Annotated in this window: 26 protein-coding genes; 5 read left to right on the top strand and 21 right to left on the bottom strand. The window is 38.0% G+C overall.

The annotated features are described in order from the left end of the window. Positions 1-31: 31 nt before the first annotated feature. Positions 32-613 (top strand): Crp/Fnr family transcriptional regulator, encoded by a 582-nt coding sequence (locus ACVWYG_RS02755; RefSeq protein ID WP_457268601.1) that lies wholly within the window; start codon positions 32-34, stop codon positions 611-613. 114 nt (positions 614-727) lie between these two features. Continuing rightward, on the top strand, positions 728-1126 hold the full coding sequence (locus ACVWYG_RS02750; RefSeq protein ID WP_457268600.1) for a DUF983 domain-containing protein: 399 nt from the start codon (positions 728-730) through the stop codon (positions 1124-1126). Between the two features lie 131 nt (positions 1127-1257). Here ACVWYG_RS02750 and ACVWYG_RS02745 read toward each other — a convergent pair whose 3' ends face one another. The 5 genes from ACVWYG_RS02745 to fmt form a co-directional block, all read right to left on the bottom strand. Then, positions 1258-2013: a copper homeostasis protein CutC gene (locus ACVWYG_RS02745; protein WP_457268599.1), complete on the bottom strand. Its 756-nt coding sequence runs from the start codon at positions 2011-2013 to the stop codon at positions 1258-1260. Between the two features lie 143 nt (positions 2014-2156). Beyond that, on the bottom strand, positions 2157-3191 hold the full coding sequence (locus ACVWYG_RS02740; RefSeq protein ID WP_457268598.1) for a N(4)-(beta-N-acetylglucosaminyl)-L-asparaginase: 1035 nt from the start codon (positions 3189-3191) through the stop codon (positions 2157-2159). 49 nt (positions 3192-3240) lie between these two features. Then, positions 3241-4047, bottom strand: coding sequence for a nitrilase family protein (locus ACVWYG_RS02735; RefSeq protein ID WP_457268597.1), 807 nt, complete (start codon positions 4045-4047; stop codon positions 3241-3243). Between the two features lie 12 nt (positions 4048-4059). Continuing rightward, entirely contained in the window at positions 4060-5205 is a 1146-nt protein-coding gene (locus ACVWYG_RS02730) for a methionine aminotransferase (RefSeq protein ID WP_457268596.1), read from the bottom strand. 257 nt (positions 5206-5462) lie between these two features. Next, positions 5463-6371, bottom strand: a complete 909-nt coding sequence (gene fmt / locus ACVWYG_RS02725) for a methionyl-tRNA formyltransferase (RefSeq protein WP_457268595.1) — start codon at positions 6369-6371, stop codon at positions 5463-5465. Positions 6372-6427: 56 nt separating this feature from the next. Between fmt and ACVWYG_RS02720 the strand changes: the two genes are divergently transcribed. Then, positions 6428-7492: a DNA topoisomerase IB gene (locus tag ACVWYG_RS02720; RefSeq protein ID WP_457268594.1), complete on the top strand. Its 1065-nt coding sequence runs from the start codon at positions 6428-6430 to the stop codon at positions 7490-7492. Here ACVWYG_RS02720 and ACVWYG_RS02715 read toward each other — a convergent pair. Both ACVWYG_RS02715 and ACVWYG_RS02710 read right to left on the bottom strand, forming a co-directional pair. Next, a complete protein-coding gene (locus ACVWYG_RS02715; RefSeq protein WP_457268593.1) occupies positions 7489-7701 on the bottom strand; it encodes a hypothetical protein in 213 nt (70 codons plus the stop codon). The two genes, ACVWYG_RS02720 and ACVWYG_RS02715, sit on opposite strands and share 4 nt — an antisense overlap. 127 nt (positions 7702-7828) lie before the next feature. Next, positions 7829-9082 (bottom strand): exo-beta-N-acetylmuramidase NamZ family protein, encoded by a 1254-nt coding sequence (locus tag ACVWYG_RS02710; RefSeq protein WP_457268592.1) that lies wholly within the window; start codon positions 9080-9082, stop codon positions 7829-7831. A 137-nt stretch (positions 9083-9219) separates the two neighbouring features. Here ACVWYG_RS02710 and ACVWYG_RS02705 point away from each other — a divergent pair, with 137 nt between their 5' ends. Next, a complete protein-coding gene (locus ACVWYG_RS02705) occupies positions 9220-10440 on the top strand; it encodes an ABC transporter permease (RefSeq protein ID WP_457268591.1) in 1221 nt (406 codons plus the stop codon). Between the two features lie 135 nt (positions 10441-10575). Here ACVWYG_RS02705 and truA read toward each other — a convergent pair whose 3' ends face one another. From truA to ACVWYG_RS02655, 10 genes are all read right to left on the bottom strand, one after another. Further along, positions 10576-11376 carry a tRNA pseudouridine(38-40) synthase TruA gene (gene truA, locus ACVWYG_RS02700; protein WP_457268590.1) on the bottom strand — a complete coding sequence of 267 codons (801 nt, stop codon included), beginning with the start codon at positions 11374-11376 and terminating at the stop codon, positions 10576-10578. 33 nt (positions 11377-11409) lie between these two features. Continuing rightward, the gene (mazG, locus tag ACVWYG_RS02695; RefSeq protein WP_457268589.1) at positions 11410-12213 is read right to left on the bottom strand and encodes a nucleoside triphosphate pyrophosphohydrolase; all 804 of its coding nucleotides are present in this window, start codon (positions 12211-12213) and stop codon (positions 11410-11412) included. Positions 12214-12245: 32 nt separating this feature from the next. Next, complete coding sequence (locus ACVWYG_RS02690; protein WP_457268588.1) at positions 12246-13361, bottom strand: AI-2E family transporter; 1116 nt, start codon at positions 13359-13361, stop codon at positions 12246-12248. 70 nt (positions 13362-13431) lie between these two features. Then, positions 13432-14379, bottom strand: a complete 948-nt coding sequence (locus tag ACVWYG_RS02685) for an aldo/keto reductase (RefSeq protein WP_457268587.1) — start codon at positions 14377-14379, stop codon at positions 13432-13434. 129 nt (positions 14380-14508) lie between these two features. Beyond that, entirely contained in the window at positions 14509-15666 is a 1158-nt protein-coding gene (dnaJ, locus tag ACVWYG_RS02680) for a molecular chaperone DnaJ (RefSeq protein WP_457268586.1), read from the bottom strand. An 89-nt stretch (positions 15667-15755) separates the two neighbouring features. After that, positions 15756-16316 (bottom strand): nucleotide exchange factor GrpE, encoded by a 561-nt coding sequence (locus ACVWYG_RS02675; RefSeq protein WP_457268585.1) that lies wholly within the window; start codon positions 16314-16316, stop codon positions 15756-15758. 133 nt (positions 16317-16449) lie between these two features. Next, complete coding sequence (locus ACVWYG_RS02670; protein ID WP_457268584.1) at positions 16450-17133, bottom strand: cell division ATP-binding protein FtsE; 684 nt, start codon at positions 17131-17133, stop codon at positions 16450-16452. A 1-nt stretch (position 17134) separates the two neighbouring features. After that, positions 17135-17338 (bottom strand): fructose-6-phosphate aldolase, encoded by a 204-nt coding sequence (locus ACVWYG_RS02665; RefSeq protein WP_457268583.1) that lies wholly within the window; start codon positions 17336-17338, stop codon positions 17135-17137. Positions 17339-17390: 52 nt separating this feature from the next. After that, a complete protein-coding gene (locus ACVWYG_RS02660; RefSeq protein ID WP_457268582.1) occupies positions 17391-19316 on the bottom strand; it encodes a T9SS type B sorting domain-containing protein in 1926 nt (641 codons plus the stop codon). A 63-nt stretch (positions 19317-19379) separates the two neighbouring features. Then, a complete protein-coding gene (locus tag ACVWYG_RS02655; protein WP_457268581.1) occupies positions 19380-20396 on the bottom strand; it encodes an acyl-CoA reductase in 1017 nt (338 codons plus the stop codon). A gap of 77 nt (positions 20397-20473) precedes the next feature. Here ACVWYG_RS02655 and ACVWYG_RS02650 point away from each other — a divergent pair, with 77 nt between their 5' ends. Beyond that, positions 20474-20824 (top strand): 4Fe-4S dicluster domain-containing protein, encoded by a 351-nt coding sequence (locus ACVWYG_RS02650; protein ID WP_457268580.1) that lies wholly within the window; start codon positions 20474-20476, stop codon positions 20822-20824. Positions 20825-20960: 136 nt separating this feature from the next. Here ACVWYG_RS02650 and ACVWYG_RS02645 read toward each other — a convergent pair whose 3' ends face one another. From ACVWYG_RS02645 to ACVWYG_RS02630, 4 genes are all read right to left on the bottom strand, one after another. Further along, positions 20961-21425: a universal stress protein gene (locus ACVWYG_RS02645; protein WP_457268579.1), complete on the bottom strand. Its 465-nt coding sequence runs from the start codon at positions 21423-21425 to the stop codon at positions 20961-20963. Between the two features lie 94 nt (positions 21426-21519). Next, positions 21520-22158: a ligase-associated DNA damage response endonuclease PdeM gene (pdeM, locus tag ACVWYG_RS02640; protein WP_457268578.1), complete on the bottom strand. Its 639-nt coding sequence runs from the start codon at positions 22156-22158 to the stop codon at positions 21520-21522. Next, positions 22155-24641, bottom strand: a complete 2487-nt coding sequence (locus tag ACVWYG_RS02635) for a ligase-associated DNA damage response DEXH box helicase (protein ID WP_457268577.1) — start codon at positions 24639-24641, stop codon at positions 22155-22157. Before ACVWYG_RS02635 ends, pdeM begins: the two co-directional genes overlap by 4 nt. Before the next feature lie 30 nt (positions 24642-24671). Beyond that, complete coding sequence (locus tag ACVWYG_RS02630; protein ID WP_457268576.1) at positions 24672-26264, bottom strand: ATP-dependent DNA ligase; 1593 nt, start codon at positions 26262-26264, stop codon at positions 24672-24674. Position 26265: the final 1 nt, after the last annotated feature.

The raw sequence follows: 26265 nt of genomic DNA, 5'->3' as shown, positions 1-26265 counted from the left end.
ATTGAGATAGAAAATTTAATTTAAATTCTTAATGTACTTTCAGCAATTTATAGATATAGGCTATGCCGTAAAAACGCTTTCGAAAGATGAGGTTATCTATGAACCGGGAATGCAACCCAAATTTGTTTATTTTATAAAAAGCGGGGAAGTAAGAATGGTAACGGTAAATGCCGACGGTAGGGAATTTATTCAAGGCGTGTTTAAAACTGGTCAGTACTTTGGTGAGCCTGCTTTATTGGTAGATAGACCATACCTTGCCTATACTATTGCCACTAAAGCCTCAGAAATTATCCCCGTTAATAAAGCTGATTTCTTTAAGCTGTTGACAGACGATCCAAAATTTAGTGCAGAATTAATTAAGGTGTTGAGCAACAGGCTTTTCTATAAATCGATGATGCTTGAAGAGCTCGGAAATGAAAAGGCTGACCATCGCTTGCAAACCATAATTAATTTTTTAATCGCCGACCTTGAGAAGGGTGAAATTCTTAAAGTTACCAGGCAAGAGTTAGCAGATATGACCGGATTAAGAGTAGAAACAGTGATAAGAATTGTTAAACAATTGGCGAAAAGAGGATTTGTTCTGCTAGACTCAGGAAGAATTGTTAAAGTTTGATGGGTATCGAATACGTACCTTATCGACATTCCTTTTAATAGATTTTTAATGTTATGATTTAGGTCATAAAGCAACCGATTTGGGATAACTATTTTTGTACTCAAATACATATTAATGGAAGAGATCTCTAAATTCAAAGCAGTATTTCAACAAAAATGCCCACGTTGCAGAAAGGGAGATATTTTTAAAGGACATGCGTACGATTTCAAAAATCAGAAAACAAATATAAATTGTTCGTGGTGCAATCTTAGGTTTGAGCGCGAGCCAGGTTTTTTCTATGTGGCCATGTTTGTGAGCTATGCAATTAGCGTTGCAGAAATTATAACCATCGGCGTATGTTTATATGTTTTTGGCTTGCCACTTCTTTATGAAAACTTCCTCTATTACTGGGGAATTATTGTGCTGGGCGTTTTATTTTTATCGCCAATAAATTATCGTGTTTCTAGAGTAATGTTGTTGCATTGGTTAACACCCGGTCTGCACTATGTGCCAGGCAGTGGCGATAATAAATAAGTTAACGTTTGAGTTTTTTTAACTTTGTTCGATGGTCGAAACGAATCTCTAGCTTTCTACCAAAAATTAACTCCGAAGCATTGTACTTCTTTTTATCATTCCTGATAAATTGTGAGTCGGCTAAATAGCTTCTATTTTGCCATCTGCATTAATTCCCTCACAGTTTGTTCAGAGGTTAATTCATATAGATATTCATCATTCAGAGTACCCATCTTGGCCGCTGAATTCCTAAATTCCATCTCACTTTTTACAGACGCTTTTGCGGAGGCATGGTAAGCTGTCGCACCAGTTTTTTCAATCAATTCTTTGAGGTTTACTAGGTTAATTCCTGCGCCGGGCATAATCGAAATTCTACCTCGCGCTTGCTTTACAAGAGCTGCCAACATTTCTCTGCCCTCTATTGCAGACGAAGCACCACCCGATGACAAAACCCTCACAACGCCCAAATCAATGAGTTCCTCAAGGGCTTTTTCCTTATTATTACACATGTCAAATGCTCGGTGGAAAGCAACCTTTATCGGCTTTGCCAATTCAATCAACTCACGTAGTCGCACCACATCTATATCACCATTCTTCTTAAGAATTCCCGTAACTATCCCTTCACAATTTAATGATTTACAAATTTTTATGTCTTCTATCATTAACTGAAATTCAATCTCTGAATATAGAAAATCACCACCTCTGGGTCTAATAATTGGCCAAACTTCTATTTGCAGATTTTTTTTTGAGAGTGAAATTTGAGCGTAACTAGGAGTGGTTCCTCCCTCAGCTAAGTTATCACAAAGTTCTACCCGAGTGGCTCCGCCCAATTGGGCCGCCAAAGCAGATCTGTAAGAGTTTGCGCAAATTTCTAACTCGAAAGATTTTGTGAGACTGGCTACGTTCATTAAATTATTTTTTTTTCCTTCGTTCCGTTACGAACAGTTAGTAGAGAAATTTCTTGAATGACTTTTTTTATGATATACTGCGAAACTATAAAATTCGTAGTTTCTGAAGAAAAATTCACTCCATTCCAATACGTTATAAAATTTTAATAATGACTTTTGCCTTTAATTAACAAGTCTTGTTTTTGCGCGTCACAAACTGCGAAACTGAAGCCTTGTTGTATTGCAAAAGCGCCGTATTCGCCCTTCTTATTCATAGCCAAAAAACCTACTTGAATGTTTTTTGCGGTTTCTGGCTTACGTCTAATTATGCGCATAACTGCTTCTTTACACGCTTCTTCTGGCGAATGTCCTTGACGCATTAACTCCACAACCAAAAAAGATCCTACATTTCTGATAACTTCTTCGCCAACGCCTGTGGAAGTTGCACCTCCAATTTCATTATCGATGTACAAACCGGCGCCAATGATCGGACTGTCGCCAACCCTACCATATAATTTATAAGCCATACCGCTTGTTGTACAGGCGCCGCTCATATCTCCATTTGCATCTAAAGCCAACATTCCAATGGTATCGTGGTTGTATTTATTACCTGGTAATCTCTGTGGAGCCACTTTTTTATAAAGTTTATTCTCAATATTTACAGTAGGCTCGTATTTAGCAGTTTTTAACCATTCTTTCCAATCCTTTTCGCTTTGCGCAGTGAGTAAATTTACTTTTTTAAAGCCTTGTTCTAGAGCGAATTGTAATGCGCCATCTCCAGTAAGCATTACATGAGGGGTTTTCTCCATTACTTTCCGAGCGACGGAAATTGGATGTAAAATATGTTGTAAAGCGGTTACAGATCCACAGTTACCTTGCTCGTCCATAATGCAAGCGTCTAGCGTAACATGGCCATCTCGATCCGGCAGACCCCCTATACCAACACTTTGGTTACTTGGATCTGCTTCTGGTACCCAGACGCCCTGTTCCACCGCATCTAGAGATTTCCCCCCCGAGGATAGAATTTTCCATGCCGCTGCATTTGCAGTGATTCCGAAATCCCAAGTAGAAATTACAATAGGGGAAGCTTGTATTTTGTTATTGCGAGTTGGAATCGCATTTGCAAATCCCTTTTTGTCAATTGCAAAAAGGCTCGCTGAAAGGGCAGAGGCTTTTAAGAATCTTCTTCTGTTAAACATAGTTTTGTAAGGCTATAAGTTCATTTCTGTAGATGTCATCTACTACATTTCAATCAATAATTTTAAAATCATCGGCATCTGCCAAAAAAGGCAATTGTCGCCTTATTTTTACAACTTCTTCATAATTTATAGTTGTGGTATATAGGTCTTCATCTTCCGGCTTATAATAAACGGTGTTGCCATTCGGATCTATCACCATAGAATGGCCACCATGGTAAACTTGATTGCCATCGTGCCCAACACGGTTTACACCTACCACATAACTTTGGTTTTCTATTGCCCTTGCAGGAATTAAAGTGCGCCAATGTGCGGAACGTTTATCTGGCCAACTCGCAACTAACAGCAAAATATCGTAAGCGGCGTCGGTATTTCTTATCCAAACCGGGAAACGTAAATCATAACAGATTGCCAGTCTTATTTTCCAACCTTTTAATGTAACGATCACACTTTCTTTTCCCGAAGAGAAATTTTTATCTTCCTCACCTAATCCAAAAAGATGCCTTTTATCGTATTTTTGATGGCTACCATCTGCATTCATCCAGATTAGCCTATTGTAAAATTTATTTTCCTCTTTTATAATTAAACTTCCTGCCACAACGCAACTGTATTGGTGGGCGGTTTTTTGCATCCACTGCATTGTTTTGCCTCCCATCTCTTCAAAAAATTCTTCAGCATTCATTGTAAATCCCGTGCTGAACATTTCCGGTAGGACAATCAAATCTGTCTTCTCTCGTACCCCGCTCGAAAGCTTTAAACTTAAGTTCTGTAAGTTCTTATCTACGTTTTGCCAAAAAAGATAAGCCTGAAAAATGGTGATTTTTAAGTTCTCGATTTGTTTGTAAATTGGAGTAGCCATTCTTTGTGTTTTTTATACCATCATTAATTTATCTGCCGCACGTACTAATGTTTCATCTTGTTTCGCAAAACAAAACCGAACAATCTTATGGTCATCTGAGTTTTGGTAAAATGCCGAAACAGGAATTGCAGCGACGCCAAATTCTTTGATCAATCTCCTGGTAAATTCAACATCGTTTTCATCACTTATATTTCGGTAACTTGCACATTGAAAGTAAGATCCGTTACAGGCTAAGAGCTCAAAACGACTGTTCGAAAGAAGATTTATGAAGAAATCTCTTTTTGTCTGAAAAAAATTAGCTAGTTCACCAAGCTGACTATTTCTTTCCAAGTAATTCGATATACCCTGCTGCATTGGAGTATTAACGCTGAAAATATTAAATTGGTGCACTTTTCTAAACTCTGCCGTTAATTTTTTTGGGGCAAGACAAAAACCTACTTTCCAACCTGTGGCATGTAACAATTTGCCAAAAGAATAAACAATATAGCTTCTTTCGCGTAGCTCTTCATAACCGACTACACTCTCGTAATTTTTTCCGTCAAATATTAAATGTCCATAAACCTCATCACTTATTAAAACGATATCTGTTCCCTCAACCAATTTTATCAGCGACTGCATATCTCCAACAGTGAGCGTAATTCCTGTCGGATTTTGAGGGCTGTTTATGATTATCATCTTAGTTTTTGACGTAAACAGTTTTTTAACCATTTGCCAATCAATACTATAGTTAGGGGGAATGAGTTGATATGCTTTTACTATTCCACCAAAAAGCCTAATGGTTGGTGCATAACAATCATATGCGGGTTCAAAAATAATCACCTCATCCCCATAATTTATAGTTGCAGCTATTGCTGTAAAAATAGCTTGCGTGGCGCCTGCGGTTATGGTAATTTCATCTTCTGTGTGAAATTTATAGCCAAGGTTGTCTAAAATATAGTTGGAAATAAAATCTCTTAAAGCAGGAAGTCCTGCCATCGGCGCATACTGATTGTGTCCGTCTAACATTGCGCTCGTAACCGAATCGATTAACTTTGGATCGCAAGGAAAATCAGGGAATCCTTGAGAAAGGTTGATTGCGCCATATTCTTTTGCCATCGCAGACATGACGGAGAATATAGAGGTATCGGTATTTTGGAGTTTAGATTGGATGTGTAACATGCGGATAGCGAAAATAACAAAAAATCTACCAACAATGCCAATATTTAAGGCATTACAGCATCTTTAAATAAAATTTATACACATGTTTGATGATGCTGAGAGAATTGGTGAGTTTAGGTTGTTTAAATTTTCCTTCAGGAGCACCTAGGTCTATGAGTACATTGATTGTGCTTTTTAAACACTAAAGTAAAGTGAAAAAAGCTTTCTATGGATCAAATACTTGAGAATAGAGGTTAATGATAAGTCTGAGTGTAATTTTAAAGGCGCACACCGCGTAGAAAATCGTCGACTTGCATCCGTTTTTTGCCTTCATATTGTAAATCGAGTAAATGGACATAACCATCTTGCGTTGCAAACTTTAGGAAAGTTTTACCATCCGTTTTAAATGCTCCAGCTTCCTCTGCTGGCGATGTGGATTCTATAGCGGATTTAAAAACTTTTAAAATTTTTCCATTTAATTGAGTCACGGCGGTTGGGTAAGGACTTAGTCCTCTAATAAAATTATACACATTTTTGCAGCTGTCGTTCCAATTGATTTTACAATCTTCTTTAAAAATTTTTGGCGCAAATTTCAACAGTTCACTAATCTGCTGGGGTTGTTCATTAATGTCTTCATTTTCAACTGCTTTAATTGTTTTAACAAGAAGGTTAGCGCCTTCCTGCATCAATTTGTCATGTAAATCTCCTGCGGTCTCTTCATCACTTATTGAAACGCTGCTTTTAAAAATAATGTCGCCTGTATCAATTTCCTCTTTTATAAAAAAAGTGGTCACGCCACTTTCTAATTCGCCATTTATAATGGCGTGGTTTATAGGTGCAGCTCCTCGATACTGTGGCAACAAAGAACCGTGTAGATTTATTGTACCTTGCTTAGGCATTTTCCAAATAATGGTTGGTAACATTCTAAATGCAACTACAACGAATAAATCTGCGTCAAATCCCCTCAACTCTTCAAGAAAATGCTCATCTCTTAGTTTAAGTGGTTGCAAAACAGGTATGTTGTTTTCTATTGCGAATTTCTTCACAGCACTTTCATTCAGTTTTTGACCACGACCCGCAGGTTTATCAGCCGCAGTAACAACTGCCGCAACTTCGATTCCGGCAGTTATAATCGCTGCTAAAGATGCAACTGCAAATTCTGGCGTACCCATAAAAACTATTTTCATTAAGCTATGTTTTAATGCGACAAAATAACTAAAAATATTTATTCCTCCATAAAAACATGGCTCCAGATCTAGACGAAGTTAAGGCAAGTGGTTTAATTTATACAAATGATAGCTCTCCTGGATTTTATCGGGAGGGGAAAACGGGACACTTTTCTTATCACAACGAAAAGGGAGAAGTGATTAATAATTCAAATCATCTCGATAGGATTAACGCACTTGTAATTCCACCTGCTTGGCGAAACGTGTGGATTGCAGCGAAACCAAATGCCCATTTGCAGGTTACGGGCATAGATTTAGCGGGGCGCAAACAGTATAAATACCATGCAAAGTGGACCAGCCGTAGATCTGAAAATAAATATTACAATCTACTAGAATTTGGTAAAGCACTACCTGAGGCGCGTAAACATCTCGCTAAGGATTTAAAGCGGAAAAGCTTTGATGAGCGCAAAGTGCTGGCCATTTGCGTAGAAGTACTACAACAATCGCTTATCAGGGTTGGAAACGAAAGTTATAAGCAATTATACGGGTCTTTTGGCTTAAGCACACTTAGAGATAAGCATGTAAAAATTGAAGGAAATAAGATTAAAATGACCTTTGTAGGCAAAAAAGGCGTGCACCAAGATTTAGAATTTACAAATAGAAAATTGGCAGGATTAGTTAAAAAATGCAGGGATATTCCTGGCCAACAGCTCTTCCAATATTACGCGGATGGCAAAGAACACCGTGGAATAGATTCTGGAAAAATAAATCAGTACATCAAAGAAATCACGGGTGATGATTTTACTGCAAAAGATTTTAGAACATGGGGAGGAACGCTGGAAGCCCTAAGACAATTTGCGAAATGTTCTCAAGACGCATCTACTTTAAGCACCACAGCTACCAAAAAACAGATTGTATCCGTTTTAGATTGTGTGGCTTCTAAGTTGGGCAACACGCGCGCGGTTTGTAAAAGTTCTTACGTTTATCCTTTGCTTATTACTGCTTATGAGGAAAATAACCTCGATAAATATATCAAAAAGTTGAATAAAGCGGATGCCAAGAATCCACCTGCATTATATGAAGATGAGAAGGTTTTACTTTCTTTTTTAAAAGACGCAAATAAAATCCAAAAGAAGCATTAATCCTCTTCCGGCGCTTCTTTAATTGGATGAACAGGCTGCTCATCATTTTCTCGCTGCTTGGCTGGATCTTTATAATGTGGTTCTTCTTTGATGTAATGTTTGTCCTCAGGTTTTTTAACCGTTTTATGATCAGTTGGTTCACGGTCTTTCGGCAACTCATTTTCGTAAGTACTCCCCGGTTTATCGCTCGTTTTTTTTGGTCCACTCATGTGTCTAATTTAGTTTTTTTTGAAAAACACGCGTTATTTGCGCAATTTGTTATTGACAAACGCTAGAAAGTGCTAGTTTGTTTTTAAAAACATGTTCAGATTTTTTGCGCGGTATGCGGGAAGTTGCCTACTTGTAAAGAAGATACTTTTGCCTCATTTCTTTATATTTATTTAGCCCTGATTCCCAGCTTGCCCGAATCTCTTTTTCCGTTTTGCCTCCTTCAATCTGTTTTCTAAAATCTGCAACGCCCACAAGTCGCTCAATAACGCCCATTTGGTTGCTCAATTTGTTGTTGAAAAAATCTCCTTTATTTGGTGATTTCTGATAAAGTTCTATCAACCATTGCAGTTGTAGCTGTTTGCTTTTTTTAATCTCAACCATATCGGCAGTTCTTAAATCTAATCCGTAACAAACCCGATCTCGGAAGATAGGCGTTTCTGACATTCCTTTTATGCTTTCCGGCGTAAAACTAAAGTCGAAAATACCTTTAAAATATGGTGCTCCGACAACAGTAAAAGGGAATTGCGTGCCACGACCATGATTCAAATAAGTGCCCTCAAATAAGCATGTTGTTGGGTAAAGTAGAATAGACTGCTGCGTATTTAAGTTTGGTGACGGCTTGACAGGCAATACATAATCCATATCGTGGGCATAGTTCGCAACCTTGATAATCCTAATATCGCATTTAACCTTATCCTTTAACCAGCCTTCACCATTCAGCATTTGGGCATACTCTCCAATGGTAAGGCCATGCGCTATTGGGATAGGTTGCAGACCAATGCCTGACTTAAATTTCGGATCTAATATTGGCCCGTCAATTAAATATCCATTTGGATTAGGTCTATCTAAAATAATAAGTGGCGTGTTGTTGTTGGCACAAGCTTCCATTACATATTGCATTGTGTTGATGTATGTGTAAAACCGAACGCCAACATCCTGAATATCGAAAATCATCACGTCGATGTCTTCCAAATCTTCTTTGGTTGGCTTGCTGTGTTTTCCGTATAAGGAAATAATTTTAATGCCAGTTTCGGTATCCACATCATCGGCCACACTAATTCCCGCACTTTCATTTCCCCTAAACCCATGCTCAGGACCAAATATTTTTTCAATTTTTATGCCCAGTTTCAATAGGCTGTCGACAAGAGTTTTTTGACCAATAATAGATGTTGGGTTTACCACCATACCAACTTTCTTACCTTTTAATAGAGGCAAATATTGAGCTGTTTGTTCTGCGCCTGTCTTTATTGAATCGGCAGTAACAGCTATCTTTTTATCAACCAATGCTTTTACCGCTTCCTTATTTTCACTAGGTACGGGCTCGCTACAGGCAGAAAACCAAGTAAATAAGAAGCAACTAAGTATAAGATAGTTTTTCATTATGGAAAGATCTATTTGAATTATTAATTAAAGGTTGTTCTAGCGCGAATCTTATAACTCCAACTTTAAAAAAAAAACTAAAATATGGCTTTTTAAAATGATTTGAGCATTTTTGCTAAAATACAAATTTATAAACCTTGAATTTCGAATATTTTATAGCTAAACGCATTGCAATTAAGTCTGAAAGAAAGTTTTCCAAACTTATTGTGCGCATCGCCATTGTCGGCGTAATGCTTAGTTTAGCCGTGATGGTGCTGTCTGTGGCAATTATTAAAGGCTTTAAAACGCAGATAGAATATAAGGTTAGGGGCTTTATTGGAGATGTTGAAGTGATTAGGTATGATCTAAACAATTCGTTTGAGCACTCACCGATTCTATTTACCGACAGTTTAAAAAGGCAGTTAAAAGCCAATAATCAAATTGCCAATTTTTATCCTTTCGCTACCAAACCGGCCATTTTAGCGGCTAATGCAGAGATTGAAGGTATAAATTTTAAGGGAATAGACAATACTTACCCATGGACATACATCAAAAACCATTTAATAGGTGGGCGTGTAATTAATTTCGCAGACAGTGCTTCGGCGATGAAAGAATTGCTTATATCGAACTATACTGCAAAGCGACTCAAACTAAAAATCGGTGATGATTTTATCATGTATTTTGTGCAAGATCCACCGCGACGAAGAAAATTTAAGGTGGTCGGGATCTATGAGATAGGAGTAGAGGATATAGATAAAGGGTTTGTTTTAGGAGATATTAACATCGTAAAGAGACTGAATAATTGGCAGCCAGATGAAATTGGCGGCATAGAAATCAGCATCAAAAACTTTTCGAACCTACAACCCGTTGCACAACAAATTTTCGAAAACCTTCCAAACAATCTTCGCTCGTATTCTGTAAAAGAAAATTATCCAAACATTTTTACTTGGCTTGGTTTGTTAGACGTAAACACTACCGTATTGCTTGTTCTGATGCTTATTGTGGGCGTAATAAACATGGTTACTGCATTGCTTATCATGATTTTAGAGCGAACCAACATGATCGGAATGTTAAAATCTTTTGGAGCAAGCAACAAAAGCATCATGAAGATATTTCTGTACAATGCAGCTTACCTAATTATTATCGGGTTAATTTTAGGAAATATCTTAGGTTTAGGATTAGGGTTTATACAATCAAGCACCCATGTATTTAAACTCGAACAATCATCATATTTTTTGTCTTATGTGCCCGTAGAGTTTCATTTTATGGATGTCGTGCTGCTAAATATCCTTACCATTGTGATCTGCTTAGTGGTATTGGTTATCCCATCTTTTTTAATCAGTAAAGTTTCTCCGCTTAAGGCAATTCGATTTAAATGATAATTTAGTGGAATTTGGCGAGATTTTGCAACAGCTCCCGGGTTCATTCCACATCAACTATCTATTTTTCCAACCTAAATTGGACAAAAAAATAGGTCGTTGTTGTGGTTAACGTAATTTTGCTTAAAAGAAAAGCTAAATAGGTTCCCAATCCTCGGATTTTAGATCAAGCATGTAATTTGCGCTCGGTTTTAAGTTTAAATATGGGTAAGTCACCTTTGATAAAAAAAGTCCAGTTGGATGCGCTACTTCAAATAATTTTGGCGGTTCAAGGCTAATTAAATGGCTTTCAAATTCATCAATACTCAACTCCCCTTGTCCAATTTTTAATAGTTTACCCACCAATATTCTTATCATTTTGGCCAGGAACCTATTGCTTGTAATGTGAAAGCGTATTCGATTTCCATCAGCGTTTATGTAAAATAAGGCCTCAGAAACTTTGCAAAGGGTGTGTTCGTTTTTATCTGGTTGGGTACAAAAGGCTCTATAATCTCTATAAGTTGGCAACAGCGCAGCTGCCGTATTCATTTTATCAAAATTTAAACTTTCAATTTGATAAAACGAGCTATTCTCTTTTAAAAAAGGATCCTTTCGAGTGTGAATGAAATAGTCGTATTTTCGCTGTACAGCATCAAAACGCGCATGACTTTTATTTTCTACGGGTATAATATCGAAAACAGCGATCGAATCTGGAAGCGATTTATTCAATCTAAAAAGTAAATCAAAGGTAGGCCATTCATCTAAATCTAGGTGAAAGAAAAACTGTGCGGCATGTACTTCTGCATCTGTGCGGCCGCAACCGATGATAGAGATCGATTTTTTTAAAATGTTCGAAAGTGTGCGTTCTAAAACTTCTTGAACACTGTTAACGTCCGGCTGTCTTTGCCAACCTCTGTAAGTTCGCCCATGATAGGCAATGTGGAAAAAATACCTCAATTTTAATGCTTAAAGTCAATTGACTTAGTAAAGTTATTGTTTCTTAGCCTGTTCCCAAAATATGTCCATTTCATTCAAAGTCATATCGGCTAACTCTTTACCTGACTCTCTGGCTTTTTGCTCCAAAAATTGAAAACGCTTTATAAATTTTCTGTTGGTCTTTTCCAGTGCATTTTCTGGGTTGATGTTTACAAAACGCGCATAGTTAATTAGAGAAAACAAGACGTCGCCAAATTCAGCTTCTGCTTTTTCTGAATCTATTTCTCCAGAAACTACCTCTATTTCTGCTCTAAATTCATCAATCTCTTCCAATACTTTTTCCCACACCTGGCTTTTGTCTTCCCAGTCGAAGCCGACACCTCTAGCTTTTTCCTGAATCCGAGCTGCTTTTACCAAAGCCGGCATAGAGATTGGCACGCCAGCAAGGACAGATTTATTGCCCTCTTTTAATTTTATCTTTTCCCAGTTGCGCTTAACATCCTCCTCATCGGCGACTTCCACATCACTATAAATATGTGGATGTCTGTTGATGAGTTTTTCACAAACGCTATTTAGCACATCTGTAATGTCGAAATCCTTATTTTCTGCCGCTATCTTCGAATAGAAAACCAAATGCATCATTAAATCTCCGAGTTCTTTTTTTATCTCCTCTTTATCACCTTCTAAAATGGCGTCGGAAAGCTCATACGTTTCCTCTATGGTTAAGTGACGCAATGTTTCAATCGTCTGCTTTTTATCCCACGGGCATTGAACTCGCAATGTTTCTAAAACGCTTAGCAATCGAACAAATGCTGTTGCAGGAGTATTTTCAGGTTGAGGTATTGGATTGTTTGGCATGTTAAAGCTAATGAGCAAAAAGCTGATTCCAGCTATTCAATTGGTTTTATAATTTTTCGTTTTCTTTTTAGATTTGGCAATCTTATTTTTTGTACAATACTTTTTTCAGAACCCATTAAGATTCCCCAAGGCTTTAAAGAGTCTACTCTATCAAAAATAATTTTTATCATAGCTAAATATGGTATACAAAGAAACATCCCTGAAATTCCCCAAATCATCTCTCCAACCACAATGCCAGCAAAAGCTATAAGCGGGTTAATCTTCACCTTGGAGCCAACAATGGTTGGCATCAAAATATTTGCATCAAGGGCATGGGTGCCAATAAACAAAGCAAATACAAACAGAACTTTTCCGGCACCGGCTGTAGCAAAGGTAATTAAGCAGCTGATAATTAGCGCGGTAAAAATACCTATATAAGGGACCACATTAAAAATTCCGGCAATAATGCCTAATAATATTGCATATTTAACACCCAGAATCGTTAGCCCGAGCGTTATAATGGTTACCACGATAAACATTTGCAGAAATAGCCCAATAATATACTTTTTAATGATGGACTGGATTTGGTTTACAATGATTACGACATTTTTTTTATGTTCTTCCTTAAAAACAGAAATTAGAAATAAATAGAGACTCTTTCTGTAATTTAAAATAAAAAAAGTAAACAATAGCGTAAATCCAATAAAAAGAGCGGTTGAAGAAACAGTGGCAAGCGTGGTAGCAACAATTGCCGCACTCGTAGCAAGTGCTTTTTCTGTACTGTCATTTAAATAATTTAATTGTTTTTGAGTATTTACGCCAAATGTATGCGAAATCCAATGTTGAAGATCGTGATAAGAAATATTAGCCTTTTGTTTTAATAGGGGCCAATCTTCCCAAAGCTTGCTAAGCTGATTGCCAAAGAAGAACACAATACCCCCAAGAACAATTACCATAAATAATACAGCAATAACATTAGCAAAGCCAGATCTAAATTTTATTTTCTGCTCCAGAAACTTTGAAACAGGGAGCAAAAGCATAGACATCAACAATGAAAAACAGAGCGGTGCTAATAATGGACGGCCTAAAACCAAAATAAAGCCTGTAGCCAAGAGGCAGAAAAGTACAAGCGCCAGCTTTGGTAAAAATGTTAAAGGTTTTTCGTACATAGGGTGTTTGTGGTATTTGTATTAATCACTTTTTCAAGGGGAAAAATGAGTAAATAAATATACCCTTTTTCTAATATATACTTGCTTTGTCCAAGAGAGAAATGTCAGACGGATCCATATTCAAACTGGCAGCTTCTACGAATGAATTTAACTGTGAAAGAGTGGTTGCGCTAGCGATAGGAGCTGTAATAGAGGGGTGGAAAATTAGCCATCCTAAGGCAACCGCCGCTTGTGAGCAGTTATGTTTAGCTGCGACTGTGTCTAGCGCTTTTAAAATATTGAAACCTCTTTCGTTTAAGTATTTTTCCACCTTTTGGCCTCTAACACTTTTCCCTAAATCTTCTTTAGATCGATACTTTCCAGTTAAAAATCCTGCGGCTAGAGAAAAGTAACTTACCACAGCTAGTCCATGTTCTAAACAAATCCGTTCATGGTCTTCTTCAAATTCTTCTTTCTCCATGAGGCTATATCCGGGCTGGTAAACCGTATATTGTGGCAGGTGGTTCTGAGTTGCAGATATTAATGCTTCTTCCAATCTGGGTGCAGAAAAATTGGACGCACCGATAAATCTTACTTTTCCGGCTTTAATTAATTCTTCATAAGCACGAAGAGGTTCGTCAACAGGCAAATTCTCGTCGTCTTGGTGAGAAAAATATAGATCAATATAATCTGTTTTAAGACGTTTTAAGGATTTTTCTGCTTGTTTGATGATGTAATCTCGATTAAGGTTTGGTCCTTCACCTGCATCCATTCCAACTTTGGTTGCAATGACGATGTTTTGTCTGTTTTGATGTTGACTATGCCATTTCCCAATTATCGTTTCAGATTCCCCACCTTCGTTGCCTTCTTTCCATCTAGAATATACGTCAGCTGTATCTATAAAATTGAAACCATGGTCACTAAAAGCATCTAGCATTTTGAAAGATTCCTGCTCATTTATTGTCCAACCAAAGACATTTCCGCCAACTACTATTGGTGCTATCTCTAAGCCTGTTTTTCCTAAAATTTTCTTTATCATAATTCTTCAACGTTTCTTTCTAAACAATAAATTCGATGGCTAGTTTTAAGCTTTCTAATTTTAAAGCAATATCCAGAAACAAAAAAAACCGATAAACATATCGGTTTTTTTTGTTTTTTAGTTGGTTCTTTATTCGAAATACTCTTTCATTTTTTCGAAAAAACTCTTATCATTTTTGCCGGGTTGGGGTTTAAAGTTTGGAGAATCTCTTAGATTTTCCAAGGCATCTCTCTCCTCGCTGCTTAAAGCTTTTGGGGTCCAAATGTTTATATGTATAATCTGATCGCCACGATGATACGAATTAACCTCTGGCAAACCTTTAGCCTTTAATCGAAGCAACTTTCCGCTTTGGGTACCGGGTTCTATCTTAATTTTTGCTTTTCCATCGATGGTTGGCACCTCAATGCTCATCCCTAGTGCAGCGTCTACAAAACTCAAATGGAGGTCATATACGATATTATTTCCTTCTCTTTTTAAACTCTCGTGTGGATTTTCTTCTACTAAAATAATCAAATCTCCCGGAATTCCTCCATTTGGAGCAGCGTTTCCCTTTCCGCTCATGCTTAATTGCATGCCTTCGCTTACACCGGCAGGTATGTTAATGGTAATTGTTTCTTCTCCACGGGTTACTCCATCGCCATGGCAAACATTACATTTGGCAGTGATCTGTTGTCCACTTCCGTTACAAGTAGGACAGGTAGAGGCAGTTTGCATCTGACCTAAAATAGTATTGGTAACACGTCTAACTTGGCCACTTCCGCCGCATGTATTGCACGTGGTGACCGAAGATTTATCTTTTGCACCGGTTCCATCGCACGTTTTGCATGGATTTAATTTGTTAACCTTAATTTTCTTTTCAGCGCCGTGTGCAATTTCCTCTAGATTTAATTTTACTTTAATTCGTAAATTAGAACCCTTTGCAACACGCCTTCCAGAACGTTGCTGACCGCCGCCTCCAAAAAAACTCTCAAAGGGATTGTGACCTCCAAAAACATCGCCAAACTGGCTAAAAATGTCATCCATATTCATGCCGGCCCCTCCATATCCACCACCACTTGCCCCACCAACACCAGCATGACCATATTGATCGTATCTAGCTTTTTTTGTTGCATTGCTTAGAATTTCATAAGCTTCTGCCGCTTCCTTGAAATTTTCTTCAGCTTTCGCATCACCAGGATTTTTATCGGGGTGATGTTTTATGGCCATTTTGCGATATGCCTTTTTAATTTCATCGGCAGACGCAGTTCTGGTTATCCCTAAAATATCGTAATAATCTCTTTTGCTCATTTTCTTACTTATTCAATTACAGCAAGTTAAATAGATTTGCTAACCTCTAGATTTATACAGGGTTTTAAAATCTTACTAACTAACTTAAACTATCCACCCACAATTACCTTTGCAAAACGAATAACTTTGTCGTTTAATGTATATCCTTTTTCCACCTCATCTATCACCTTGTCTTTTAATTCCTTCGATGGGGCGGGAATGGTGGTAATGGCTTCGTGAAAATCCGTATCAAAGTCCTTATGTAAACTTTCCACCGCTTTAAGACCTCTCTGGGCGAGGATATTCTTTAATTTTGTATCGACCAATAATATGCCCTCCTTAATTGGTTTCATATCCGAACCGCTGTCCATTGCTTTTAAAGTCCGATCGAAATCATCTAATGCCGGCAATAAAGATACAATCACATCTTTCCCTGCGGTTTGCAATAATTCTATCCGCTCTTTTTGTGTCCGCCTTTTAAAATTGTCAAATTCAGCGTAAAGCCTCAAATATTTATCATTAAGTTGGTCTATCTCACTTTTTAAGATTGAAACTTCATCTACTTCAACATTTTCCTCTTCGGGCGCATTTATTTCATCATCCTGTTGGATCTGCTCGTTGGTATCTTCAAGCTTATCTTCCATTTCCTCTTTACTTGTATTCTTTTTCATATTAAACATAAAATGGCTTAATTTTTTAATTTGATAACAACTTGTTTGCCATACGGAAAAATCAGCCATGCTGGCAGTTTTGCAAAAAAAGTTATGACGGTGTTGGCTGATAAACTGACGTATGTCAGTAATTTTAGCTTATCTGAGCATCTTCATGGATCACTCCATTCTCACACTTAATAATGCGCGATGGGTTTTTTCTAATGATGTGGTAATCATGTGTAGCCATTAAAACGGCAGTACCATTATGACTTATCTGTTTCAATAGATTTACAATCTCCTCTGAAGTTTCAGGATCCAAATTGCCTGTGGGCTCGTCGGCAAGAATGATTTCTGGATCGTTTAACAAAGCTCTGGCAATTACTATTCGCTGTTGTTCACCTCCAGAAATTTCATGAGGCATTTTTTTTATCTTAGATCTCAATCCTACTTTATCCAACACATCTTTTATGCGTTCGCTAATCAACTTTTGATCTTTCCAGCCAGTTGCTTTCAGTACAAATTCTAGATTTTTTTCTATTGTTCTATCTGTAAGAAGTTGGAAGTCTTGGAAAACTACCCCTAATTTACGTCGTAAAAAAGGTACTTGGCTTTCTTTTAATTTTCTTAGGTCAAAACCTGCAATGTTTCCTTCACCATTTCCAATGTGTAAATCTCCATACAACACTTTGAGTAAACTGCTTTTTCCAGAACCTGTCTGGCCAATTAGAAATACAAATTCGTCTTTAGAAATGTGAAGGTTTACGTTGGAAAGTACTAAGTGTTTTTGCTGAAAAACATCCACATTATGTAATTGGATTACTTCGTTACTCATCATTTTATAATTCTAATTTAGCGATTTTGCCAAAAGGCAAATCTCTAATTATTTCCATTATTTGTTCAATGCTATCTGTTAAGCCAAGTTTTTCTAGCGCCTTTTCTGGTCTATCTACCCTAAAATAAGCCAACAGCGTAAATTTTTCGTCGCGCAGTTGCACATAATCTGGTATTTTGGCGATGCCTTTTACTTTGATAACATACATTTTTGTCAAAAATAGCATTTCAAACCGACAAGCGAAAGGAACATAGCCTGTTTTATCTTAGCAACGTTATCGAACCGCTAAAAGTCTTAAAATCTTCATTAAAGTAGGCCGTGTAATAATAAACACCTGTCGGCAATATCATCCCTTTGTATTTTCCATCCCATGAGGTGAATACGCCGTCGTTCTGGTAGACCAAATTTCCATATCTATTAAAAATTTTAATTTTTGCATGTTCGAAAGCACCGGCAGCTGCAATCATCCAAGTATCGTTAATTCCATCTCCATTTGGAGAAAAGGCAGTTGGAATGATGATTTCTGGGTAAACTGTTACAAAAATATTACTTATCAAATCAAAACAGCCAAAGTTTGAAATTACGTGCAGCGTGTATTTAATGTCTTTTGGTGGAGAAGCCAACGGGTTGAGGCTTTTCGGATCGTCGAGAAAATCGGTTGGTGTCCAATAAAAATCATAGTCTGCTCCGGTAATTTTGCCTCCTAAATGTTTGGATTGACCAGAGAAAAGCTTAATGTCAGCGCCGGCGGTAATGATTGGATTTTCGACAAGAAGTACTCGCGTCGTATCTGATGCAGAACAAACTCCATTTGTTACCGTAACTGTGTAGGTAGTATTTTTTGTAGGTGAAGCCGTTGGGTTGGCAACATTCGCATTTGAGAGGCCATCTGTTGGATACCAGCTGTAACTATAATTTTTATCATAAATTGCTTGCAATTGCGCTGATGCTGTTTTGCAAATGGTAACACTTGGTGCGTTCGTTTTGGCAACAGTAGCCTTTACAACTTTTGCTTCTGTGCTGGCAGCTATAGAGCTACAACCGTTTGCCGAAACAATAACCGAGTAATTGCCCGACATATTTTCTTGAGCATCGAGGATAATTGGATTTTGCTCGGTAGAAGTAAAACCTTCAGGTCCCGTCCATGAGTAAGCGGTTCCGCCGGTTGCTGCAAGGTGAAGGGATTCTCCTACACAAACCCTGTTGGTAACAGCTGCAATAGCTGTAGGGATTGGATGCACGATTACAGAAACGGGGTAGCCAAATACACTGCATTTTGTCGAACCGATGTTGATGCGTTCAGCAACACGTACTCGGTAATTATAAGTTCCGATACTAAATGAGCGTGTGTCTAAATTCAGAATTAGGTTGGTTTCTCTCGGTATATCGGTATAACCTAAACCGTTATCAACCTGCCATTGGTAGGCCGGATCCGTGTAACCGGGAGATACGCTTGCTTTCAATTTGACAGATTTATTTATACCATAACATGCATCGGCGCTAGGCTTTATCTCGTCATCTACCATGGTTATTACCTGTGGTCCGCAAGCTCTAAACGTAATATCGTCTAAAGCTAAATCGTTGCCGCCCCCGCCAGGATTTTCATTACTTAATTCTATGGTTACAGCTCCGCCACCGCCGATGGTTTTAAAAATTAGTGCGTATTTCTTCCAATCATTTGGCCCTCCCTCCGGAATGTCGCCTGTAGTGTAACTAGCAAGCAAGTTGTGACTCGAATCATACGCAGCAAAGTGTACATTAGGCTTTATCCCCGTACCTCTCAAAATATTTATAATATAGGCGCCAAACTCATAAGTGGTTCCGGGGCAAAGATCTCTAACAACGGACGAATAAAAAATATCTTTGGTAAAACTCGCGTTTACCACCATCATATACCCATCTAGATCGTTTGGTGTATGATTTTTTATATTTTGTAACCAACCTGAATTTAAACCATTGGTGCTTTTTGTTAAAGTATATTCTCCATCATCAGGGGTTCCTTCCACATATCGATAGGTCGTATTAGTTGACGAAGGAGGCCCAAAGTTACTTTGTCCCCTTCCAAAATCCGTACCCGCACCGGCAATTGGATCTCCGAGGGATCCAGAACAAATTTGTTGTGCAACAACTTGTTTAGTGAAGATTAGAACAACCAGAAATAAACCTATCCGAAGGACGTATTGCATTTCTTATTTGTGATTTTCTGCAATATCTCAATAAATTTTAATAATTAATTTTTCTTTATAAAATCAATTTAACCCCGCTAAAAAATCTATGGTATTTACATGGTCTGCATAATCCCAAAGCTTTGGCTGTTGGCTTTGGCCAAATGGAGAGGTTTCGATGTTTAGGTGTGTTTCAGAAACAATACATTGCATTAAATCCGCGTCTTCAGACAATTTTTGCTCCAGAGTAGTTAAGTCATTATATTCTTCATAATATAAAACCGCTAGCGGAGAACTTGTGCTTTGATCCTTCTTTAAAAGTAAAAAGCCATTGTCTAAATGTTTGTCTCCGTTAACTAAAAAAATAGATTTATGGTAGTCATAGTTGTTGTTGTATTTAAAGTGATCTTTCACCCCTACAAAGCGCTCAATTCCCTCGAAAAAATGCTTAAAGTTGTACCCTTCAGGTACGTAAATCTTTGAAACGTTTCTGCAGCCCAGTCCAAAGTAATCAAAGATGTCAGCTCCTAAATTTTGCAAAGAGTTACTGTCTTCAGTACCCGTTAGAATGGCAACGCTATTTCTGTTTTTGCGTATGACGTGCGGCACTTTACCAAAATAATAATCAAAATACCTAGAAGAATTATTACTTCCTGTTGCAATTACTGCATCAAAATTTTTCAATCTTTCTATATATTGAATGTGCGTAGAAAAGGCCGTTTCAAAATAAACGAGCTGATAAAGCACCATTTCCATCAATTTTTCATCTGCAGAGGAAAGCTTTATCAAGGCAATGTTGCCTGTCGCCAAAACGCAAAGAACATCATGGACGCCTACCAAAGGAATGTTTCCTGCCATAATAATCCCAATTTTTTTTGGTGTTTTAGCAAAGCTGATTTTACTCATCCAAGTATCCATATCTGCATCATTTAGCATTAAGCCTAATGCTTCTACAGATTTTTTAACATATTCTGGCGTAAACCATGCATTATATTGTTTGGCATTTTCTATAGCTTGATCAAGCACCTCTGATGGATTTCTAAACCAGCTCCCCAATTTTTTAAAGGCAACTATTGCTTTTTCTTGTGATAATGCTGACATATTTAGAATTAATATTTAATGTATATGTGTTATATTTGCAAACAAAGGTAAAGAAGCGGAAAGAATAAGACGATAACATGGCAATTAAAATAACAGACGAGTGTATAAATTGTGGTGCTTGCGAGCCAGAATGCCCAAATAACGCAATATATGATGCCGGTGCAGCTTGGCGTTTTTCTGATGGGACAAATTTGACCGGAATTATTGATTTTGGAAATCAGCAGATAGATGCAGGAGATTCTCAAGAGGCGGTTTCTGATGAAGTGTATTACATCGTTTCTGATAAGTGCACAGAATGTAAAGGTTTTCATGATGAGCCACAGTGTGCTGCGGTTTGTCCTGTAGATTGCTGTGTAGACGATGAAGATGTAAGAGAGACTGAAGAAGAACTGTTGGTTAAAAAGAATTGGTTGCACCAAGAAGGATAAGCTGTTTCAAGGCTTAGAATCTGGTTTTATTTGACTAATTAAACGAGTAAGGCGTCCTTCGACGCCTTACTCGTTTTGATACTTTTTTACGTTAGTCTTCTATTGTAGACGCTTCTGGCATCGGTGAGCTCACTTTTCAAAGTTCATTGTTCTCTTCTTCCCATTTGTTTGGAATGATGAGTACAGGGCAAGCTGACTTTCTTGCCACATGCTCCGCAACGCTCCCCATTAAAAAGTGATAGAGACCACTTCTGCCATAAGTTCCAATTACAATTAAATCAGCCGACCACTCTTCAGCTTGCTTTATGATCCCATGTGCGGCGGTATCTACAGCAGATAGATAAGTAGTTTTAGTACCTTGCGCAAACTTTAATTCGATTTCTTTTAGCAAAAAATCACTATTTTCTTTACTGTTGTCGTAGGTTTCCAGAAAAACCGGCGCGAGCGTTAAATCTGGGTTCACATTTGCAGGGATAGGTTCTACAATATTTACCAAAGCAACTTCAGCTCCAAATTGAAGGGCCGTTTCATAACCTACCCTCGCTGCTTTTTCAGAACATGTACTGTTGTCAACTGCGATTAAGACTCTTTTAACATCCATCTATATAAAAATTGTTTCTATAAAAATAACAGAATTTTTATGTTAAGGCAGCTTTTTAACCTAAATTTTTTTGAAAAGCAAAAAAGATCCTGCGCTAAACTTCAACCACCGCATTAGGAGTGATGGCAAAAATACGCTCATTTTTTTTCGGCTTGATTTTGTATAGCCCTGTAAAACAACTAAATGCAGGAAGAATTGCGTATTCATTCCCAAAATAAAAGCATGGAAATTTTAAGCGCTGCTTTGCTTTACCAAAAACAGTCACTCCTGGATGTATGTGTCCGCTGATCGGGTAAAGTTCCTCCGCTGTACATTTTGGCGCATCGTGAATAAAACAAAATGGACCTAAGCAAAAACTAGAATCCTCAACCTCAATATTCATGTCGTCATACTCGGATGCATTTAATAAATCGTGATTGCCTTTTACCAACAGAAATTTAATCGTACTTCGCGCCTTTCGCCATGCCTTAAATTCGTAGATGTCGGCATTTAATCCATGGTGAAACATGTCTCCATTAATTAACAATGTTTTAGGATTATATTTTGACAATAGCACATCTAGCCTTTGTAAATCATTTTGCGAGATGGTTGCCGGGACGTTTAGACCAGCTTGCCTAAAATGTGCGGATTTCCCCAGATGTAAATCGCTTATTGCAAGTAGACCATGTTGTGGTAAATATATTGCTCGCTCTTTGTCTAAAACTATTTCTTCTCCTTTAACCGTAACTGTCATGCTAAATTTCTTTCTGATTCTGCGGTCATATTTGCAATGCGATTTTCTAACTCTTCAGAACTCATGTTCTCTCGCAAGCTATCAACCTTAATCGGAAAAGACAATGGCGTAAAGCTAGTTGGATTCGTAATTACAATTGCAGCGTTTTGTATGCGCTCCAATGCCGCTGCCAATCGCGGTTCTTCTAACTGCTGATAGAATACCTCATCATAAGCCTGGCGCAAAAGTAAATTATGTTTATCATAATCGCTAAACACATTAAAAAACAAACCTGCTGATGACTGAAGATGTTTATTGGCCACGTATTTTCCCGGATAACCTTGAAAAACCAAGCCAGCTATACAGGCAATGTCTCTAAACTTTCGTCGAGCCATTTCCGTCGAATTTATACTCAGTGTAATGTCTTCGGTTAAGTTTTTTGGCGAGAAAACTTCGTATGCTATAGATTCATCCATCGGAATTTCCGTATCGCTGAGCAATTCAAAACCGTAATCGTTCATCGCAATTGAGAAGGTAATGGGTAATAATTTACTCAATCGATAAGCCACCAAAGCAGCCAAAACCTCGTGCACTAACCTCCCTTCAAACGGATAAGCAAAAAGGTGGAAGCCTTCTTTATTGTTAATCAATTCAATAAGCAATTCGTCATTTCTTGGAACGTGAGACCGTCTTTCTTGTAGTAAAAATAGTGGATAAATGCAATCTAATTCTTCATCTTGATGCGTTTTGTCTAGTGCCTCGTTGTATTTTTTTCGTAATACTGCACCAAGGTTAGAGGACAACGGCAACCTTCCTCCATTCCAACTTGGCGAGACTGCATTTGTTTTTTTCGATAACCTTACAATCACGGTCATGTCTTTAATCTGAATAAATTCTAATACTCGACCTGCCAGTCTAAAATTATCTCCGACTTTTAATCTGGTTAAAAAATACTCTTCTACCATGCCAATATAACCTCCCGAAAGAAATTTTACTTTTAGCATGGCGTCGCTCACAATGGTTCCAATATGTAGCCGATGACGCATTGCCAGTTGTCTACTTTTCACTTTCCATAATCCATCATCATCATCCTTCGCTACTTTTTTAAAATCGTTGTAGGCGCCTAAACTTTCGCCGCCAGTGGTAATAAACTGCATTACCCAGGCCCATTCTTCTGGTAAAAGGTATTTAAACGCATTTGTGTTGAGAACTTCCTTATAGATTATTTTATCATCGAAACCATCGCCGATCGCTAGCGTTACCAAATACTGTATCAATGTATCAAATACCATCATAAATGGCTCTCTACTTTCTATATTATTGGTTTTTGCAGCTTCTTTTATGGCTGCTGCCTCTGCCAGTTCGAGTGCGTGCGTCGGCAAGAAATAGATTTTTGAAGTCTCATTTGGCGAGTGCCCAGACCGCCCTGCACGTTGCAGAAAACGAGCAACACCTTTCGGAGATCCTACTTGCACAACCGTATCTACAGGTTTAAAATCTACGCCTAAATCTAAAGAAGAAGTTGCAATAACAGCCTTCAATTGTCCAGAATGAAGCGCATCTTCAATCCAATTACGCAAGGTAAAATCAATAGATCCGTGGTGGATTGCAAGTCTGCCTGCAAGGTTTGGATCTAAGTTGAGGAGGTGCTGATACCACATTTCGGCTTGCCCCCGCGTATTGATAAATATAAGTGTGGTTTTGCTCTTCTCTATAATTGGCAAAAGTTTATAGGCCAATTTTAGACCCAAATGCCCCGCCCAAGGCAAAGTTTCAATTTTATCTGGAAGGATGGATTTGATGATTATCTTCTTCTCTAAATTTGCTTTTATGATTACTTTTTTAGCATTTGCTCCCGGAACCAACACTTCCAGTGCTTCTTCTATATTGCCGATGGTGGCAGAAATTCCCCAAAGTTTAAGTTGCTCGATATTATCTTGGAGATGTAAACCCTTAATTCTAGAGGCCGCAAGCTCCACTAAAACACCGCGTTTGCTTCCTAAAAGTTCGTGCCATTCATCGGCAACAATACATCTTAATTTTTTAAATAGGGCAGAAGAATCTTTTTGCGCGAGCAAAAGGTGCAAACTTTCTGGCGTGATGAGTAGAATTTCGGGCATGGATTTTTTCTGCTGTAATTTCTCCGATTGCGGGGTGTCTCCATTTCGAACACCGACATGCCAATCTATATCAAGAGCTAAGAGTGTCTCTCTCATCGCCCTGGCAATATCTTTCGCCAAAGAACGCAATGGGGTTATCCATATTAGACGTAAATTGTGCTTGACTTTTTTATTTTTAATGCCCGCATGCTCATTTAATCCTTCGATTAAAACAGCTAAGAATAAAGAAAACGTTTTGCCAAAACCGGTTGGTGCATTTACAAGTCCGCTGTAACCGTCAAGGTAGCTTTCCCAAGCTTCTTCCTGAAAGGCAAATGGTTTTCTGCCTTCAGTTTTTAGCCAAGCTTTTATTTTTTTATATCCTTTAGTTTTACGTTGATCCATTGATTACTTCGCCCGTCAATCTTGATTAATTTAGGCTAATGTTGATGCCAACAGTTGCTTTAAATCGTCCAATGTATTTATTTCTTGTACATTTTTATCTTTCCGCCACCTAAAAATTCGCGGAAACCTAAGCGCTAGACCGGCTTTATGGCGTTTGCTTTCCGCAATGCCTTCAAATGCAATTTCAAAAACCAACTCTGGTTTCACCGTCCGTACAGGGCCAAATTTCTCAATTGCATTTCTATTTACAAAAGAATTTACTTCTTTAATTTCTTTATCGGTTAAGCCAGAATACGCTTTGGCAATGGTAACCAATTGTTCGCCATCTCTTACTGCAAAAGTATAATCTGTAAAGAAATTTGCCCTTCTACCACTTCCTTTTTGCGCGTAAATCATTACGGCATCAACGGTGTAGGGATTTACTTTCCACTTCCACCAATCGCCGCGTTTTCGCCCGGTGTGATAGTTCGAGCCTAATTTCTTCAGCATTAAACCTTCGCTATTTAGCTCTCGCGATGTTGCTCTTAAACGCGCCAATTCTTCCCAAGAACTAGGTTTTAGTACTGGCGATAAAATAATAGAATGTTCCTCAATTTTAGAGAAAATCTGTTCCAAAATAGCTCTGCGTTCTTTCAAGGGATAGAGGCGAATGTCGTTCCCCTCGAATTCTAGCACATCATATGCAAAAAAACCAATTGGCGCCTCTTCCAATTGTTTTTTATTGATGGTTTTTCTGTTTAATCGTTGTTGTAAGGTGCTAAATGGAAGTACCTTTTTATCGACAACAGCCAAAATTTCACCGTCTAAAACCGTTCCATCTTTAAGAATATCAACTAAAAAATGAAGTTCTGGAAATTGTTCTGTAACCAATTCTTCCCCTCTCGACCAAATAAATAATTCGCTATTGCGTTTCACAATCTGTCCGCGGATACCATCCCATTTCCATTCTGCCTGCCATTCATTAATATCTCCTAAATTTTCCGGGTCCGTATCTAGCGCATAAGCAAGGCAAAAAGGATATGGCCAAGAACTGTCTGTATTTACGTGGTCTCCATTTATAAGTTCGCCATACGTAATGTGCTGTGGATCCCACTTTCCCATTATGCTATGCATAATTTGGGCGCTATCGATCTCGTGATGTTTTGCAAGCGCATTAACTAGCATTTTATTAGATACGCCCAGCCTAAAATTTCCCGAGATGAGTTTGTTTAGAATGAACCGCTCTTGATTGTCTAGCTTATTCCAAGCTTCTACAATAAACGTCTTCTTTTCTTCATCCAACTTCCCTTCTAAACTTTGTAAATCTTCTATCCAGGCGTGTAAACTCAACGCTGAGATATTTTCTGCTGGCGGCAACAGTAGCGCAATGGTTTCACTTAAATCTCCAACATTGTGGTGGCTTTCTGTAAACAACCATAATGGAGTATCTGTAATTTCTATAGCCCATTCTTTTAGCAAAGCTGATTTTATTGGTCTGCGCGGTTTTTTACCGGTAAAAAGAGCAATAACCCAGATGATATCTGCCGGATCTGCTTCAGAAAAATATCGAGCTATAGCGGCAATTTTATCGTTTGTTTTATTGGTTGTTTCTAATTCCTGTAATAGTTTTGCAAAACGTTTCATG

It is taken from the genome of Pedobacter sp. UYEF25, from assembly GCF_054061655.1.
The sequence above is the reverse complement of the archived record's forward strand: the minus strand, read 5'-3'. Positions and strand labels throughout refer to the sequence as shown.